Genomic DNA, 17,177 nt, shown 5'->3' with positions numbered 1-17,177 from the left:
ACTTGCCAACGACTTGTATTTGTATAACAGATGTCGTTTTTAAGAGGTGCAAAGATATGATTTTTTTTTATCCCCGCAATGTTTTTTATAAAAAAAATTTAAGTGTCTCTTTTTTTAAAAAATCAAAGGTCTCTTGCGGAGACCTTTGAAACACCAAATCACAAAATATTAATATGAAAAAAATTTACTTTTCAGTAAACTTGTGACCCGGCTGGGATTCGAACCCAGGACCCATACATTAAAAGTGTATTGCTCTACCAGCTGAGCTACCGAGTCGGCCACAATTAAAAATGAAATATATTCATTAGTAATCATTCAATTTTTCTTTGCAGTGCCTGCGACTGGACTCGAACCAGCACATCCTTAGGAAACCACCCCCTCAAGATGGCGTGTCTACCAATTCCACCACGCAGGCTATAAAATTACAAAAATCTAGTAATCTTTTTCGCTTGTGACCCGGCTGGGATTCGAACCCAGGACCCATACATTAAAAGTGTATTGCTCTACCAGCTGAGCTACCGAGTCGGTCACTTTGTTTACGATTTACATTTGAATAATGTCCCTCGTTTTCAGTGGTGCAAAGATATAAGTTTTTTCTTTATCTCAAAACTTTTTTGCAAATTTGTTTAAAAAAAATTCATGGTTATTTCACTGATCGGATACATGGGATCTGGCAAATCTCACATTTCCAAAATATTAAGCGATAAAATAAATTTTAGGCTAATTGACCTAGATAAAGAGATTTCTAGCCGAAATAAATTAACCATTCCTGAGATTTTCGAAAAAAAGGGAGAAATTCATTTTAGAAAGCTGGAAAGGGAAGCTCTGGAAGAAATACTGGCTTCGGAAGAAAATACGGTTTTAAGCCTTGGTGGTGGTACTCCGGTTTATTATAATAATATGGAAATTATCAATCACGGTTCTAAAAGCATATTTTTAAAAGCCTCGGTAGGTACTTTATACGAGAGGATTTCAAAGCAAAAAGAAAAAAGGCCGTTGATTGCCGCTATTTCAGATGAAAATCTTCCTGAATTTATAGCCAAGCATTTATTTGAAAGAAATGCATTTTACAGCAAAGCTCAGTTCAGCGTCAATACTGATGCCAGAGATCCTGAAGACATTGTTAAAGAAATAATAGAAAAGCTCTATCTCTAGAGCTTTTTTAGTTTTAATCTTCTTTTTCAGTAATGTCTGCCGTTTCGCCAAAGAAATCATCCCAGTCTGTAAAGTCTGAGGCAATATCATTTCCTACATATTCATCCATATCTCTTCTGTCTCTTTTGGTAGGTCTGCCCTCTCCTTTAATTCTGTAATAATCCTGTGACATTTTGCGGAGCTTTAACAGTTCGTACTGCTCTTTATCTGTCACATCCTGTATATGGAGGGGAACGAGCTTCGCTCCTAATCTGCTTTTAGGGATCTGGAGCACTTTTATTTTATAGTCGATCTGATTTTTTCGAATCTTGATTACATCTCCTTCTTTTACCTCCTTAGATGACTTTACGGCAGACGTTCCTATTGAAACTCTGTTCTTTTTAATTTCCTCTGTTGCAATACTTCTCGTCTTATAAAAACGAATGCACCATAAAAATTTATCTATTCTCATAATTTTTTATACTTTTGCCGTTATATTATTTGTAAAGTAATTAAAGTTTTTTGAAATGAAAAAAATATTTTTATATATCCTTGCGGGGTCTCTATCTTTTACTGCGTGTAAAAAAGATGATGAAGTTGAAACTTATAAAGAACCGGAAGACATTGCCGTTCAAAACAACTATGATGATCAGGCCATTAAGAAGTTTATGGGCGAAAATTATCTGGATGCTCAGGGAAATATAAAAGCTTTCAGCGCAACGGACGCAAGTGATGATAACGAAAAAAAATTATCCGACCTTCCGTATGAAACGCTTCCATCAGGAACTATATACATTATGAGAGATGGAGCACAACCCCCTGCTGATCAAGCGCAGACCATTAAACCAGAAGATATTCTTACGCTAATGGTTAAATCTACTGCTTATTTAGCAGGTAACACCGATGGAAATGTTTCTTTCATTTCTTCACTGACTATTGTTAATACAATTAATGGAAGTGCACTTCCTATGATTGATCCGATGTTCTATTATGTTAAAAAAAGCGTGTTAACCGCTGCCACTACAGATGCTGCCAAGCAACCAAGCTACTATGAAATTGAAGGGTTCCAAGAAGCTATTCAGAAATTCAAAGCCTTTAACAATCTTCCAAGTGGAAGTCCTTACAATCTTCAAGGTGTTATTTTAGTGCCATCAAGAGCTGCTTTTGCGAGAGATGCACATTTCCCTTACAACACTTCTTATTCTTTAAGAAATTATTCTTTTGTTTTCAATTTCCAGGTGTATGGAAGAGCCGACAGACCTGTGGACCAACAATAAGTTAAAAGATATTTTATACCAATATAAAAACCGCCTTAAAATTAAGGCGGTTTTTATATTTTCTTACACTTTACTAATATCTTGCTTTCTGTTTTACATTCCCTAAAATATCCGGAAAATAAAGATCTGCAAGATGATCAAACTCATCTCCTCTCATAAACATAGTAGCATCTACTTCTTCGTAAGAACTTCTTCCTGCAGCTGCAATCAGCTCATTACAGGTATGCAATGTATTTTTATGGAAATGATATACTCTTTCACTTTTATCAGTAACATCAAGCCCTTTGACAAGCATTTTGTCCTGAGTGGCAACTCCAGTAGGACAATTGTTATTGTTACATCTTAAAGCCTGAATACATCCCAGTGAAAACATAAATCCTCTTGCATTATTACACATATCCGCTCCCATCGCTACCGCTCTCAGAATATCTAAACTTGTCAGTACTTTTCCACTCGCAATAACTCTTAATTTGCTTCTTAAATTATAATTATTAAGTGTTCTATTCACAAAAATAAGAGCCGGCTCCAATGGCATCCCCACTCCATCTGAAAATTCCGGTGGTGCTGCTCCGGTCCCTCCTTCTGCTCCATCTATCGTAATAAAATCCGGATAGATTTTCATCACATTCATCTGTACACAGATATCTTCAAATTCTTTGGTATCCCCTATACAAAGCTTAAAACCAACGGGTTTACCTCCTGAAAGTTCTCTCAGCTGCTGTACAAATCTAAGCAACCCTGAAGCATCAGAAAATGAACTATGAGAGGGTGGTGAAATGACAGTCATTCCCGGGGTGACATGACGGATCTTTGCAATCTCAGGTGTATTCTTTACCCCTGGAAGAACACCTCCATGTCCTGGCTTTGCACCCTGAGACAGCTTAATTTCAATCATCTTTACATTTGGGAGGGTAGCGTACTTTTCAAAGAGTTCGGGGTTAAATTTCCCTTCTTCGTCACGACATCCAAAATATCCTGTTCCAATTTGCCAGCAAAGATCTCCACCTTCCATATGATAAGGAGAAATCCCCCCCTCACCTGTATTATGGTAGAAGTTTCCTTTTTTAGCCCCTCTGTTTAAAGACATTTGTGCCCTGTCGCTCAACGCACCAAAACTCATGGCCGAAATATTGAACAGAGAAGCATGGTAAGGCTGGGTACACTGCTCTCCTCCTACCCAAACTCTCGGTAGCTCTTCTACAGGCGATTTTGCATAAATGGAATGCTTGATCCCCTCATATTTTCTGTGATTAACTTCTAACTGTGTTCCAAAAGCAACGGTGTCACTTAAGTTTTTGGCTCGTCTATATACCGCGGAGCGCTGATTTCTGGGAAACGGCTTCCCGTCTGTCTCTCTTTCAATGAAATACTGCTGCATTTCGGGTGAAATACTCTCGAAAAAGTATCTGAAGTAGCCCAATACCGGGAAATTCCTCAAAATAGCGTGTTTCGACTGATAGGCATTGTAAACCCCCAATGCATAGATGGCGGACAACAGAATGGGTATCCAGTAATGCGCTCTGATCAGTAATGCAACAATCCATGTAGCAGTTACTAATACAATTCCCCAAGATAAAAACTTATCTCTCATGAATGTAGTTATTTAAAGTTAAAATAAATTTAGTGGAAATTTTGCAAAGAGACTACGCTTTTGCTAAAAAACTTTCGAATGATGATAGCACAGAAACCGTGCCATCTGACAGGATTTTTTCTAAATTTAGAAATTCAATCTGATTAACGAATGCGGGATCAAAATCTTTCTGGACTCTCACATAGTTTTCCGTGAAACCAAACATTTTGCCGTCTTTATTTTCGTGCTCCCAAAGTACAGGAAGCGTTTTTCCAAGCTGGGTCTGATAAAATGCCATTTTCTTCTTTTCAGAAAGAATTCTGAGCATTTTATTTCGTTTTTTTCTTTCCGGGATAGGTACGACACCTTCCATATCCGCAGCTTCTGTATTTTCTCTTTCAGAATAAGTAAATACGTGTAGGTAAGTGATAGGAAGCGCATTCAGGAAGTTATAAGTCTCCATGAATTTCTCTTCTGTTTCACCCGGAAATCCTACAATAACGTCTACACCAATAGCCGCATCAGGCATTACCTCGCGGATCTTATTTACACGGTCGTTATAAAGTTTTGTAAGGTAACGACGCTTCATTTTTTTCAACAGATCATCGCATCCCGACTGTAACGGAATATGAAAATGAGGAACAAAACTTTTACTTTTTGAAACGAGGTCAATACTTTCGTCTTTCAACAGATTCGGTTCAATGGAAGAAATACGTATTCTCTCGATACCGTCTACTTGATCAAGCTCTGAAATTAAATCCAGGAAAGTATGTTCATGTCTTTTGTTTCCGAATTCTCCTTTGCCATAATCTCCGATATTCACACCAGTAAGAACAATTTCTTTGATGTCTCTTCCGGCAATTTCTTTGGCATTTCTAAGAACGTTTTCGATGGTATCTGAGCGTGAAATCCCTCTTGCCAATGGAATGGTACAGTAGGTACATTTGTAGTCGCATCCGTCCTGTACTTTCAGAAAAGCTCTGGTTCTGTCACCGATTGAATAGCTTCCGATAAAAAAATCGGTTTCTTCAATTTCGCATGAATGAACAATCCCTTCATTTTCCGTCTTTTCCAGATCATCCAGATAACTTAAGATATTGAATTTTTCTTTGGCTCCCAAAACAAGGTCTACTCCATCGATCTGTGAAATTTCTTCAGGTTTCAGCTGTGCATAACATCCTACAATAACAACCAGTCCTTCAGGATTAGCCTTCATTGCTCTCTTCACGTGGAGTTTACACTCACGGTCAGCGTTTTCAGTTACAGAACAGGTATTGATCACATATACATCTGCTTTATCATCAAAACTTACTTTATCATAACCTGCATCTGTCAATTGACGGGCAATAGTAGATGTTTCCGCAAAATTTAATTTGCAGCCAAGTGTATGAAATGCGGCTGTTCCGTGAAAAGTAGACATTTTATTACTCCTGATTTTTCTGGGTGCAAAGATAGTAATTTTAATAATAATTCTAAATCGATTCAGTCTATTATTTATATTCATCCCTTATTTCAGGGCTGTTTTGAAAGCATATCGGTGATGAGTTGGAATGTACATCTCCATTGGAGAACTTATCTTTCATTTCATTATTAAACTCCTGAGACTTATTTCTTTCAATGGAAAGTGTTTTCCAGTGATCATTTTTCATCATTTTCGCAATATAAACGATCTGTCCTATATGATATGGATAATGCGCAAGCTGGCGACAGACTGCATCAATAACCAAATGTGCTTCGCCTCTTAAATAAACAGTGTGGTATAAATTTTCATCATTAATCTGATCAAGACCTTCGAAAAGGCATTTCCAGCCTGTTTCCCAATATTCAATAACTTCCTGCTTTGTTTTAAAGGTATTGACAAATTCATCGTCACGGTTCCGCCAAGGTTTTTCTCCATCTTCTGTCAAAAAATGGGTCCATCTTGAAAGCATATTTCCGGCGATATGTTTCACAATTATGGCAATGGAATTACTTTCATCATTATACTGCCAAAAGATTTGTTCATCAGAAAGCTGTCCGAATGATTGATCTCCGAGAGATTTGTAGTACTTAAAACGTTTAATAAAAAGATCTTTCATGGTGTTTAAAATAAAATCCAAGTTAAGATTTTTTCCGTATATATAGACAAACTCCGATATGTTGTGTAAGATCAGTGACTTCATGAAAGACCTTAATTCATTGAATATTGAACATCTTGAAAAATGGTTCACAGACGAAAGTACTATTTGGATTCCTCCTTCAAAAGAAATTTCAGGTAAGAATAGAATTTTAGCTTTGTTCAGAGCGATTTTCAGACGGTATGATAGAATTGAGTGGAAGGTTTTTGAAATTTTCCCTTTGGGTAATCAGAAATATTTTTATCAGACTACGTCTTACGGGACTATGATCAATAAAGGCGTCTATGAGAACAATATCTGTACGGTAGTTCATTTTTCCGAAGAGGGACAAATCATTTACCTTTCTGATTATTTTAAAGATACAAAAGCTTTTAATTAAGGATTTCAATCTTCAATAAAAATCAAAATAAAACCACTTCTTACGAAATGGTTTTATCTGAATAGTTTATTATTAAAAGCTTAATCTCTGTTTTTAACGACAATCCAACCTGAATATTTGATGGGTGTACTCATTTTATCATTTTCATTCCAGCCTACGGAATACCAGTAGTTTCCGGTAGGGACTTTAGCTCCGCCTTTGCTGGTTCCTTCCCACTTGTAACCGCTAAATTTATCGATCTGGTAGATCATATTTCCATAGCGGTCGAAAATATTCATTACTAAGTTTTTCTTATTTGCCAGTGCAGAATAATCAATAAAATCATTATAACCATCACCATTTGGTGTGATTACATTCACGAGGTTCGGAACCACTATGCTGATATCGATAGGATCACAGTCATAAGAATCTTTTACAAATATAGTAGCATCTCCTCTTTTAACGTTAGTGAATATATTGGAGTCCTGCCAGTTTACATTGTCCATAGAGTATTTGTAAGCTGGAGTACCTCCGATCACAAATACCGTAACGGTCGTGCTTGAAATTTCGATACTTGAAACTACAGGCTGTTCGGAAGGATAAACTTTTACATTTTGTACAACGGTACAATCTCCTGTTTTAAGTTTTACCCAATAACTACCTACTCCTACATTGGTAATAGTCTGAGTGGTTGCTCCTGTACTCCATTCATAAGCATTGAAGCCAGGTCCTGCATCCAGGGTAGTTTTGTCTTCTACACAAATCGTTTTATCTTTAAGGGTGCTGGAATAAACGGGTGGAATAACAACTAAAGTAATTTTAGCGATATTAAAACAACCTTGTGCATTGGAAACTCTTACATAAACTACTCCACTAGGGGCAATATAGGCTCCGGTTGTTAAAATTTCATTAGTCTGATTCGCTGCATCTGTGGCTGAAGGATAATATTTTTTCACAGCACCATTGAGTGTAGTGACGATCGCTCCGGCCAGATTAAAAGATGCTGTAGACGGACTACTTCCGATAGAACATGATCTTAATGTTGTATCACTAACGACAACGACCGGATGAAATTTCAGCATGATCTGCGCTATAGCAGTACACCCAAATGAGGAAATCACTTTTACATAAATGGTAGCTTCCGCAGAAGTAAATGCTGACGGATTGGTGATTTCATTAATTCCTGCATTGAGATCAGAAAGCGTATTGTAGTATTTTTTGGTCACATTTGGATCTGCGATGACATCTGCTGTGGTCAGATCATATATTGCAGTTCCTGCATTATTGTTGTTGCACTGAGTTAATGTCGCATTTTTTGCTGTGATTTTGCCATCCTTGAATTTAAAGGTTCCAATTTGTTTACATTTATTGAGTGGACTGATTGGGTTGGCAGGATCTGTATAGCCTATACTATAATAGTAGACAGAAGTTGTATTGACTATCGTGGGAACAGTAATCGCATTACTTCCTGTCAGTGCATCGTTCTGACTTGTATGATAGCTTACATTAAAATTAGGATTTCCATTTAGAATTCCTGAAGATAAAGTATTGAAATCAAATACAGCCGGATTGACACAAATAATTACTTCTCTAGGATCTGCCGGATTAGCGGCTGGAATCCCCGGAGGGTTAAATGGATAGGGTTGTGTATTGGGATCTGTAAACGGAGAAGCCAGAGTTGCCGTTCCGCCCCAGGTTAAAGAAAATGGAGCTGTAGTACTGCTGGTGCTACTCACCCAGTTGTCAATAAATAAATAATAAGTTTGTCCCGGCAGAACATCCAGATACTTACAATACGGAGTCAGTGTTCCACCCAGTGCATTGGTGATGGTACTGGTCATATTCAGTCCTGTAGAGGGCCCCACTCCAATAACGGTTGCAGCATTGCAGCGTATGGGTGCTCCCAGACTCCCACAGGTTACATTAGGTCCAAAAACCGCCCAGTCATAGTCGGCATCCGGATTATTCGGCACCAGATCAAAGGTAAGGGTTCCTCCTGTAGCAATTGTAATTTTATACCAAATGGAATTGTGCTCACCCGTGGCATCGATACAGCTTCCTGAATTAACCAGTTCTTTGATATCTCCATATCCTGTCGGACTGTAAGTAATATTCGAGTTACCACAGACTGCAAGGGCTGTTGCACAATCCGCCTGAGCAAAGAAAACCTGTGATATACCGAAAAAAATAAGAAGTAAAAGTTTTTTCATAGATATATTGTTTTTAGTGGATATAATGTGAAAAACACATAGTTTTTATTGATTCATAACACATTCATCAAATATACCTATATTTTAATCACAAACAATGGATTTTTAAAAATCTTAAATTATTTCAAATAAAAACATGAAATAATTATGATATTACCCAATAAAATCCAACTATTTTATACTTGTAATATTTCCACAGAGATTTTCGAGGTGAAAGATCTTATGAAAAGGGCTCTTCACTTCCTGCAGATGCTCTTTATCCTGAATAAATGTATATCTGGAGGCAATGGAATTCATATCGGAAACAATGACCAGCCAGCACTCATCAACAGAAGTATCGTAATATGGGAACTTCTCGTTTTTTTTATCAATAAGGTCCAGGATTTTTTCTGAACAAAGCTCATCAAAAAGATTCATGCTGTACTCATGAGTAATAAAAACATTTCTTCGGTGAAAAGATTTCCTGATTCCCTTTACACAGCCTACCGCCTTGTTCTTTCTGATGCTTTTATAAATGCTGATGATATTTTCTTCTTGTTCTTCAATATTGTCAAATTTGATATTTGGGTGAAATTCTAAAAAATAAACACCACGGTATTTCGCGGTGTCTTCCTGTTCTAATAATATTTCTGCCTGACGGAACATCTTATTCAATGTACTTTCTACCTTTTTCATTTCAAGATGATTAATAACTTCGGTGAGCTCTATTCCGATCTTTTTGTCGTTGAGTTTGGCGATAAAGTCAGGACTTTCGCAGGTAAGGTCTTCAAATTTGACATCGGGAAAATGATGCATAAAAGAATTGAGGAGTAGAATCTCTGATTTTTTTCTATATTTTTCACGGTCATGAAGAAGAGATTCGTCTATTTTACGGTGATATTTTTCCATCGGCTTTTTTTTCAAATGCCGATTCATATAGTATAGGCTGAGATTCTTTATTAAATCTTCATCAGAAAATGTCTTTTTCATGGGTGATTTTTTTATGTGACCAAAGAACACATGCCATAATGGTTCTCACCGTTAGAAGTTTTTGATTTTCAAAAATTTACCTATTAAAGGTAGGTAAAAAAACTATTCATAAGATATTTTTAAATGAATTTATCAAATAATTAATGTAAAGTTTATTTTCATAATCGATACCTTTAGAGCTTTAACAATAAAACTGTGATTTATGGATTTTAAAAATTTTAAAATACCTTACAGCATCAATCCACAATATTCTAAAAAAACCGCCTATTTTTCAATGGAATTTGCCATTGAACAGGTTTTGAAAATATATTCGGGAGGCTTGGGATTCCTCGCAGGATCTCATATGAGAAGTGCTTACAACCTAAAACAAGATCTTATCGGGATCGGTATTTTATGGAAGTTTGGCTATTATGATCAGGTCAGGAATCATGATCAGACTCTTCAGCCTGTGTGGACCAAAAAAATGTACAGCTTTCTTGAAGATACCGGCATAAAATTCCAGATTGAGATTCATAGTGCACCGGTATGGGTGAAAGTATGGTACCTAGATCCTGAAATTTTCAATACAGCACCTATGTTTTTCCTTTCTACGGATGTTCCTGAAAATGATCATGTATCCAAAACCATCTGTCATAAATTATATGATGCCAATGAATCTACAAAACTGGCTCAATATATCTTATTAGGAAAAGGAGGTGCTAAATTGCTGGATGAAATGAACACTGAAAGAGATGTTTATCACCTGAATGAAGCTCACGGACTTCCCGCAGCATTCTATCTTTTGAAAAAGTACAACGGAGATCTGAACAGGGTAAAAGAAAAACTGGTTTTCACAACCCATACTCCGGAAGAGGCTGGAAATGAAAAACATAATCTTAAGCTCTGCTATGACATGTCCTATTTTTCCGGATTCAGTATGCAGGATGTGAAAAGCATTGAAGGGGCGGATGACGACCGTTTCAATCACTCCTTATGTGCTTTGAAAATGGCGAGAATAGCCAATGGTGTTTCGAAACTGCATGGCGTGGTTTCCAGAGCGATGTGGAGCAAATATCCGGGGATATGCGAAATCACCTCGATTACCAATGCTCAGGAATTTAAATACTGGGCAGACAAACCTCTTTATAATGCTAAAGATGAAAATGATGAAACCGTTTTTGATTACCGTAAAAAGCATTTAAAGAAAAGGCTTTTCACAATCGTTGCAGATCAGACAGGAAATTTATTTAATCCTAACATTTTTACCATTGTTTGGGCCAGAAGATTTGCAGGCTACAAACGTGCAGACTTATTGCTGCACGATAAAGAAAGATTCTACAGATTACTGAATAATCCAAAATATCCGGTACAGATCATTTGGTCTGGGAAACCTTATCCTATGGACTATTCCGCAATTTCTACCTTTAACACATTGGTGGAAGAAAGTAAGAATCATAAAAATATGGCAGTCCTTACAGGCTATGAACTTTCTTTAAGTAAATCAATGAAACAGGGCTCCGATCTATGGCTTAACAATCCAAGGGTACCAAGAGAAGCATCCGGAACCTCCGGAATGACTGCAGCGATGAATGGCTCTGTCAACCTTTCTACCGATGACGGCTGGATTCCTGAATTTGCAAAACCGGGAGAAAATTCATTTGTCGTTCCGAAAGCTGACTATCTCAATATGAGCATCTATGAACAAGATACCTACGACCTGAATCAGCTGTACGAAATCCTTGAAAATAAAATTCTCCCTACCTACTACGACCATCCGGACCAATGGAGAAAGATTCAGTATAATGCTATGAATGATGTTCAAGAACACTTTAACAGTGATAGAATGGCAGATGAGTATTATAAAATAGTATATAAATAAGTGAAAAACCAATAAGGTTAATGAAATTTCCAGCCTCATCCATCAGGGCCGGTTGATTACTTTACAATAAAAAGACCGTGAAAATATTTTCACGGTCTTTTTGTGGATTACTCTTTTTTCTTCTTGGGTACCCGTAAACCTTTGTCTTTCGCTTCGGAAATTCCGATGGCAATAGCCTGTTTTCTGCTGGTCACTTTTTCTCCTGAAGAGGATTTCAGCTTCCCTTCCTTGAATTCGTGCAGGACCTCCCCTATTTTGTTCTGAGCTTTATCTGAATATTTAGTCTTGCTCATGGTATATTTTTTTTAAGATTTTGGGACAGACACCCCTAGTTCATAAACTTCAGCGTGCTTCAAATATTTTGAGCGTTCTCTTGAAGTCACCGATTCAAAATGGTCATTTTTGATCACTACGATCGGGTCTTCTGTATTTTCAATTTCAAAACTGGCCAGATACCTCTCATCCGGGCTCGTCTTATCTTTATTGGCTTTTATTTTCTGAAGTTCATCCGCATATTTTCTAAAACCGGGATCAGATGAATGGATAAATTTATATTCTTCACCAGCATATACATAATAATGAAGTTTTTTTTCAATCAACCCTGCTTCATTGGTAATCTGCGGGTTATCATTTCCATCTTTAAAACCTACTTCCACTAAAGTTCCTCCTTTTTTGTTTGCACATTCTTCTGCATCCTTAAAGCTGGAAAATCCGGTATAGACGATCTGATCTGCCAAAACATAGCGGTTCAGTTTCTGGTTGTATGCATTCGTTTCCATAATTATTATTTAATTTGATTGTACTGTAATACATTCAATTTTTTTGCCAAAACCTGTATTAAAAAAGGTTTTTTATGCATTTAATAAAATTATTATCTTTGAGATCCATTAAAATTAGAAATGAAAAAAATACTCTTAACTCTTACTGTGGCTGCTGCATTCCATAATGTATCTGCACAGGAAATCACTTTAGATAAAATATATTCGGGATATTACCGTGGCAAAAGCATCGCGGGTATTGCATCCATGAAAAACGGAGAGAATTATCTGGTGATAGAACCTACGGGAATTGCCAGGTATTCTTATAAAACTTCACAAAAAGACGGAAATATTGTTGAAGGTAAGTTTGAGAGTTACGAATTCTCTGATGATGAGTCAAAAATTCTTCTTTTAAAAGAGAGCCAACCCATCTACAGACATTCTTTCCTTGGAAAATTTGATGTAAAAGATCTGAAATCCGGAAAAACAATCAGTTTAAATGATGGAAATCCAGTTCAAGAGCCTAGATTTTCTCCTGATGCTACCAAAGTAGCATTTATTGCAGATAACAATTTATTCTATCAGGATTTAAACTCTGGAAAAATTATTCAGATGACAAATGATGGAAAGAAAAATTCTATTATCAACGGACTTGCAGATTGGGTATATGAAGAGGAATTCGGGCATGCAAGACAGTTTGAGTGGACCAAAAACTCGGATGCAGTAGTATTTGTAAAATCTGATGAAAGCCAGGTTCCGGAGATCTATATTCCTATCTATGGAAAAAATCTGTATCCGGCTGAAATGCGTTACAAATATCCTAAAGCAGGAGAGAAAAATTCTATCGTTTCTGCTCAACTATACCGTCTTGATTCCGGAAAAACAATACCGCTCAATCTGAGTTCTTTTAAAAACTATTATATCCCCAACGTTATTCAGACCGCTAAGCCGGATGAAATTGTTTTGGTTACTTCCGAAAGAATTCAGAATGCGTCTGATATTTTGAAAGTCAATACCAAAACCGGATCGGTTCAGAAATTATTCACTGAAACAGATGAAAAATGGATTGATACAGACAGCCCTACTCTTGAATTCCTTGAGGATGATTCTTTCCTTTGGGCTTCCGAAAGAGATGGAAACCGCCATCTGTATTGGTACGATAAGGATGGAAAGCTTAAAAAACAGATTACAAAAGGAAACTGGGAGGTAACCGATTTTTATGGATTTAATCCAAAATCTAAAGAAGTTTACGTTCAAACCACTGAAAAAGGAAGCATCAATAAAGTGGTTTCCAAAGTCAATATTGAAAACGGAAAATCTCAGTTGATCTCTAATGCGGAAGGAAACAATTCCGCCAACTTCAGCAAAAATTACAACTATTTCATCGAAACATCTTCCACTGCTTCAAAACCATACACGTATGTATTAAAAGACGGAAATGGGAAAACGGTAAAAGAACTTCAGAACAATAATGATCAGCTTCAGAAATTAAAGGCTGATAACTTTTCAGAGAAAGAATTCATCACCATTCCAAACGGTGCAGGTGATCAGATGAATGCATGGATCATAAAGCCTAAGAACTTTGATCCCAAAAAGAAATATCCTTTATTTATGTTCCAATACTCCGGACCGGGATCACAACAGGTTGCTAACTCTTGGGACACTGGAAACACTTTATGGTTTAATCATTTAGCACAGAAAGGCTACATTGTTGCGTGTGTAGATGGTCGTGGAACCGGCTATAAAGGAACTAAGTTCAAAAAAGTGACCTATATGAATTTAGGAAAATACGAGATTGAAGATCAGATCACGGCTGCAAAATGGTTCGGAAGTCAGTCTTATATTGACAAAACTAGAATCGGAATGTTCGGATGGAGTTTCGGTGGATATATGACCAGTCTGGCAATGACCAAAGGAGCCGATGTGTTCAAGGCAGGAATCGCTGTAGCACCGGTGACCAACTGGAGATATTATGATTCCGTATACACAGAAAGATTCATGAGAACACCGCAGGAAAACCCTGATGGCTACGATAAAAACTCTCCGACGGAATATGCCAGCTTGCTGAAAGGTAAGTTTCTTCTAATCCACGGAACAGCCGATGACAACGTACATTTCCAGAATTCTATGGAATTCTCTGAAGCGTTGATCCAGAACAAAAAACAGTTTGATTTCATGGCGTATCCTGATAAAAACCACGGGATTCATGGTGGCCAGACAAGACCGCAACTGTATCAGAAAATGACGGATTTTATTATTGAGAATCTGTAATATGAAATATCTATTTGTTTTGCCAATGCTCATGTGCTATTCTTTTGCAGATTCGCAGGCATTGGCAATAACAAAGGAGAAAATGGAGGTTGCTGTTTTTTCGGAAGGAAATTGGGAAATCAGAAAAATCAATGATGAATTTCACCTTGCCCAGATAACAGCAATAACAGAAAATGGTGCCCATCTTATTTTGTATAAAGATAAAACCTGGACCTACGCCAACAGTAAAGATCGTGAGGCATTTAAAAACATTCCTGTCAATAAGCAACTCATTACAAAATCACCCTCTGCAGACTCATTGGTAAGCAGCGAACGTGCTGATGGCGGTGTTTATTTTGATAAGAAAAAATGGGACGCTTACGAAAGCGACAATCTCCGATTTTCTGAATATCATTTTGTAAGCTCAGACGATTCAAAACTATATGGATATTTCTATTGTATCAATTCAAAAAAAGAAAATATTGAAGCGATTAAAAATGAAGCGATAGGATCTGTTTTGAATACACCCAATATTTCGACTTTAAAGAAGACTGAATATAGAACGGTGAATGGTTTACCGATGTTCCATATCAATTATTCAAAAAAACTGGATGATGGACATTTTGATTTCATGGACAATTATTTTCAGACGAGTTATGGCTATTGTTATGTTTCTGCATATACCTACAGTCATTTCTTTGCAAAAAAAAAGGAAGATCTTGAAAAACTGATCAACGGACTTTCAAAAGCCGAGAAGCTGAGAAGAAATGAACAGGCTCCCGTGCCTCCTCCTCAAATTTATAAATAAACGAATAGATCATCCCTTCCCAATTCTGAAAGGGATTTTTATTTATTTCATTAATCATTTCTCAGAGTATTATTTATTTTATCAATTGAAATTAAAAACTTATTTTTGGGAAATTTGAAATTTGAATATATGAAGACTAAACATCCTAAAGGCCTGCCCTTTCTCTTTTTCACAGAAATGTGGGAGCGTTTTGGGTACTATCTGATTCTTGGAATCTTTGTTCTTTATGTCATTGAGCCCACCGGACTAAAAGGAGGACTTGGACTTCCGGACAAAACCGCTGATGATATTTTCGGAACCTACATCGCTTTGACCTATTTAACGCCATTCCTTGGAGGATTTTTGGCTGACAGGGTTTTAGGATATATCAAATCTATTTATCTGGGCGGAATTTTAATGGCCGCAGGATACATAGGAATGGGCGTCTTCAAAGAACTTCCTCTTTTCTACGGTTCTTTAGCCCTGATCATCATTGGAAATGGTTTCTTCAAACCCACCATTTCTACATTACTAGGTAACCTATATTCTGAAGAACCTTATAAAGCCAATAAAGACTCAGGATACAATATTTTCTACATGGGAATTAATATCGGAGCCTTTATTTGTAATATTATTGCTGCTTTCATGCGTAATAAATTCGGATGGGGTGAAGCTTTCATCACGGCCGGAGTAGGAATGCTGATCGGAATGGTGATTTTTACTATTGGAAGAAAACACTACATCCATGCTGCACAGATGAAACCTGTAGAGGAAGGTGACACTAAACTTTCTGAAATTCTAATTAAAGTTTTTGTTCCTGCGATTGCAGTGGGAGCGATAGGATGGTTTATTCCGGGCAATATTTTCGGAAGCGACAGTACGGATGCCTTTATTTTTGCCTGTGTTCCTGTTATTTACTTTTATGCTTCGCTTTACTTTAAAGCCAAACCGGAAGAAAAACCGTCCATCGGAGCTCTCCTTTCGGTATTCCTGATCAGCATGTTCTTCTGGGCAGTTTTCAAACAAAATGGTACGGCACTTACAAGATGGGCCAATTATTACACGGACAGAAGTGTTCCTGCTTCTTTGGAAAAACCTCTTGAAGACATCTATATGGTAGAGGGAAAAAGCTATGAAGACAAGGAAGTTCCTGTCTATGACGCGCAGTTCCAATCTCAAAAAGACAAGGATGGTAAAAGCATTAAGGAAACCGGAAAAGATATCTACTTCAGAAATATTTCTCCTGAGCAGCGTGCAGCTCTAGAAAGAAATCCGGAATCTAAAGTCTATTTATACAACACAGAATTATTTCAGTCTATCAATCCATTCTGGGTGATTGCCCTTACTCCGCTGGTCGTAGGGTTCTGGGCTTTATTGAGAAGGAAAGGAAAAGAACCTTTAACTCCTACAAAAATTGTATTGGGACTATTTATCTCCGGGTTATCCTGTCTGGTCATGGTTCTTGCTGTTATGGCCGGAGACAACGGGGCCGTAAAAGTATCTCCACTATGGCTGGTTGCCGGTTACGGAGTCATTACTGTCGGGGAGCTATGCCTCTCTCCTATGGGGCTTTCTTTTGTTTCCAAGCTTTCACCGGCGAGAATTACCGCGTTGATGATGGGAGGTTTCTTCCTGGCCAACTCGGTAGGAAATAAACTTTCAGGAATTCTGGCGAGTACCTGGTACAATTACGACAACAAAATGAATTACTTCCTGGTGAACTTCGCTCTGTTAATATTTGCGACACTTTTAGGGCTGTCTATGTTAAAAAGATTAAACAAGATCATGAAGGAAAAAGGGCACTAATCCCTGTTTATCATAAAGAATATCAAGCTGCAGAATCACTCTGCAGCTTTTTTATTTAAATATAAAATTAAAACCTTGCCAAA

At 37.2% G+C, this 17,177-nt stretch carries 15 protein-coding genes and 3 tRNA genes; 7 read left to right on the top strand and 11 right to left on the bottom strand.

The genetic code is table 11. From position 1 onward, the window contains the following. Positions 1–203: 203 nt before the first annotated feature. The 3 genes from BW964_RS19740 to BW964_RS19730 form a co-directional block, all read right to left on the bottom strand. Positions 204–276: transfer RNA gene (locus BW964_RS19740), tRNA-Lys, on the bottom strand. A 56-nt stretch (positions 277–332) separates the two neighbouring features. Continuing rightward, positions 333–415: transfer RNA gene (locus BW964_RS19735), tRNA-Leu, on the bottom strand. A gap of 37 nt (positions 416–452) precedes the next feature. After that, a tRNA-Lys gene (locus BW964_RS19730) sits at positions 453–525 on the bottom strand. Positions 526–639: 114 nt separating this feature from the next. On the opposite strand from BW964_RS19730, the gene BW964_RS19725 reads away from it, so the two are divergent. Next, positions 640–1,155, top strand: a complete 516-nt coding sequence (locus BW964_RS19725) for a shikimate kinase (protein WP_076509857.1) — start codon at positions 640–642, stop codon at positions 1,153–1,155. A gap of 13 nt (positions 1,156–1,168) precedes the next feature. Here the strand turns inward: BW964_RS19725 and BW964_RS19720 are convergent, their stop codons facing one another. Further along, positions 1,169–1,606 (bottom strand): RNA-binding S4 domain-containing protein, encoded by a 438-nt coding sequence (locus BW964_RS19720; protein ID WP_076509855.1) that lies wholly within the window; start codon positions 1,604–1,606, stop codon positions 1,169–1,171. A 55-nt stretch (positions 1,607–1,661) separates the two neighbouring features. Between BW964_RS19720 and BW964_RS19715 the strand changes: the two genes are divergently transcribed. After that, positions 1,662–2,411, top strand: a complete 750-nt coding sequence (locus tag BW964_RS19715) for a hypothetical protein (protein ID WP_076509853.1) — start codon at positions 1,662–1,664, stop codon at positions 2,409–2,411. 73 nt (positions 2,412–2,484) lie between these two features. On the opposite strand, the gene BW964_RS19710 is transcribed toward BW964_RS19715, so the two are convergent. The 3 genes from BW964_RS19710 to BW964_RS19700 form a co-directional block, all read right to left on the bottom strand. Next, positions 2,485–4,002: an FMN-binding glutamate synthase family protein gene (locus BW964_RS19710; RefSeq protein ID WP_076509851.1), complete on the bottom strand. Its 1,518-nt coding sequence runs from the start codon at positions 4,000–4,002 to the stop codon at positions 2,485–2,487. A 52-nt stretch (positions 4,003–4,054) separates the two neighbouring features. After that, a complete protein-coding gene (gene mtaB / locus BW964_RS19705; RefSeq protein WP_076509849.1) occupies positions 4,055–5,401 on the bottom strand; it encodes a tRNA (N(6)-L-threonylcarbamoyladenosine(37)-C(2))-methylthiotransferase MtaB in 1,347 nt (448 codons plus the stop codon). Positions 5,402–5,471: 70 nt separating this feature from the next. Next, a complete protein-coding gene (locus tag BW964_RS19700; protein ID WP_076509847.1) occupies positions 5,472–6,059 on the bottom strand; it encodes a DUF1572 family protein in 588 nt (195 codons plus the stop codon). Positions 6,060–6,141: 82 nt separating this feature from the next. On the opposite strand from BW964_RS19700, the gene BW964_RS19695 reads away from it, so the two are divergent. Further along, positions 6,142–6,477, top strand: a complete 336-nt coding sequence (locus BW964_RS19695; protein ID WP_165789165.1) for a nuclear transport factor 2 family protein — start codon at positions 6,142–6,144, stop codon at positions 6,475–6,477. A gap of 80 nt (positions 6,478–6,557) precedes the next feature. Here BW964_RS19695 and BW964_RS19690 read toward each other — a convergent pair whose 3' ends face one another. Both BW964_RS19690 and BW964_RS19685 read right to left on the bottom strand, forming a co-directional pair. After that, on the bottom strand, positions 6,558–8,666 hold the full coding sequence (locus BW964_RS19690) for a T9SS type B sorting domain-containing protein (protein WP_076509844.1): 2,109 nt from the start codon (positions 8,664–8,666) through the stop codon (positions 6,558–6,560). A 171-nt stretch (positions 8,667–8,837) separates the two neighbouring features. Next, positions 8,838–9,635 (bottom strand): hypothetical protein, encoded by a 798-nt coding sequence (locus BW964_RS19685; RefSeq protein ID WP_076509842.1) that lies wholly within the window; start codon positions 9,633–9,635, stop codon positions 8,838–8,840. A 202-nt stretch (positions 9,636–9,837) separates the two neighbouring features. On the opposite strand from BW964_RS19685, the gene glgP reads away from it, so the two are divergent. Then, positions 9,838–11,493, top strand: coding sequence for an alpha-glucan family phosphorylase (glgP, locus tag BW964_RS19680; protein WP_076509839.1), 1,656 nt, complete (start codon positions 9,838–9,840; stop codon positions 11,491–11,493). A gap of 107 nt (positions 11,494–11,600) precedes the next feature. Here glgP and BW964_RS19675 read toward each other — a convergent pair whose 3' ends face one another. Both BW964_RS19675 and BW964_RS19670 read right to left on the bottom strand, forming a co-directional pair. Continuing rightward, positions 11,601–11,786: a DUF6496 domain-containing protein gene (locus BW964_RS19675; RefSeq protein WP_076509837.1), complete on the bottom strand. Its 186-nt coding sequence runs from the start codon at positions 11,784–11,786 to the stop codon at positions 11,601–11,603. Between the two features lie 12 nt (positions 11,787–11,798). Continuing rightward, the gene (locus BW964_RS19670) at positions 11,799–12,272 is read right to left on the bottom strand and encodes a hypothetical protein (RefSeq protein WP_076509834.1); all 474 of its coding nucleotides are present in this window, start codon (positions 12,270–12,272) and stop codon (positions 11,799–11,801) included. 120 nt (positions 12,273–12,392) lie between these two features. On the opposite strand from BW964_RS19670, the gene BW964_RS19665 reads away from it, so the two are divergent. The 3 genes from BW964_RS19665 (at position 12,393) to BW964_RS19655 (ending at position 17,094) form a co-directional block, all read left to right on the top strand. Further along, positions 12,393–14,522 (top strand): S9 family peptidase, encoded by a 2,130-nt coding sequence (locus tag BW964_RS19665; protein ID WP_076509831.1) that lies wholly within the window; start codon positions 12,393–12,395, stop codon positions 14,520–14,522. A 1-nt stretch (position 14,523) separates the two neighbouring features. Then, positions 14,524–15,309, top strand: a complete 786-nt coding sequence (locus BW964_RS19660) for a hypothetical protein (RefSeq protein ID WP_123911918.1) — start codon at positions 14,524–14,526, stop codon at positions 15,307–15,309. A 129-nt stretch (positions 15,310–15,438) separates the two neighbouring features. Further along, on the top strand, positions 15,439–17,094 hold the full coding sequence (locus BW964_RS19655) for a peptide MFS transporter (protein WP_076509914.1): 1,656 nt from the start codon (positions 15,439–15,441) through the stop codon (positions 17,092–17,094). The last annotated feature ends 83 nt before the right edge of the window (positions 17,095–17,177 follow it).

The organism is Chryseobacterium shigense (assembly GCF_900156575.1).
In the GTDB taxonomy this organism is placed as follows: Bacteria; Bacteroidota; Bacteroidia; order Flavobacteriales; family Weeksellaceae; genus Chryseobacterium; species Chryseobacterium shigense.
Note: the sequence above shows the minus strand (reverse complement) of the source record. Positions and strands in the feature narration are given on the sequence as shown.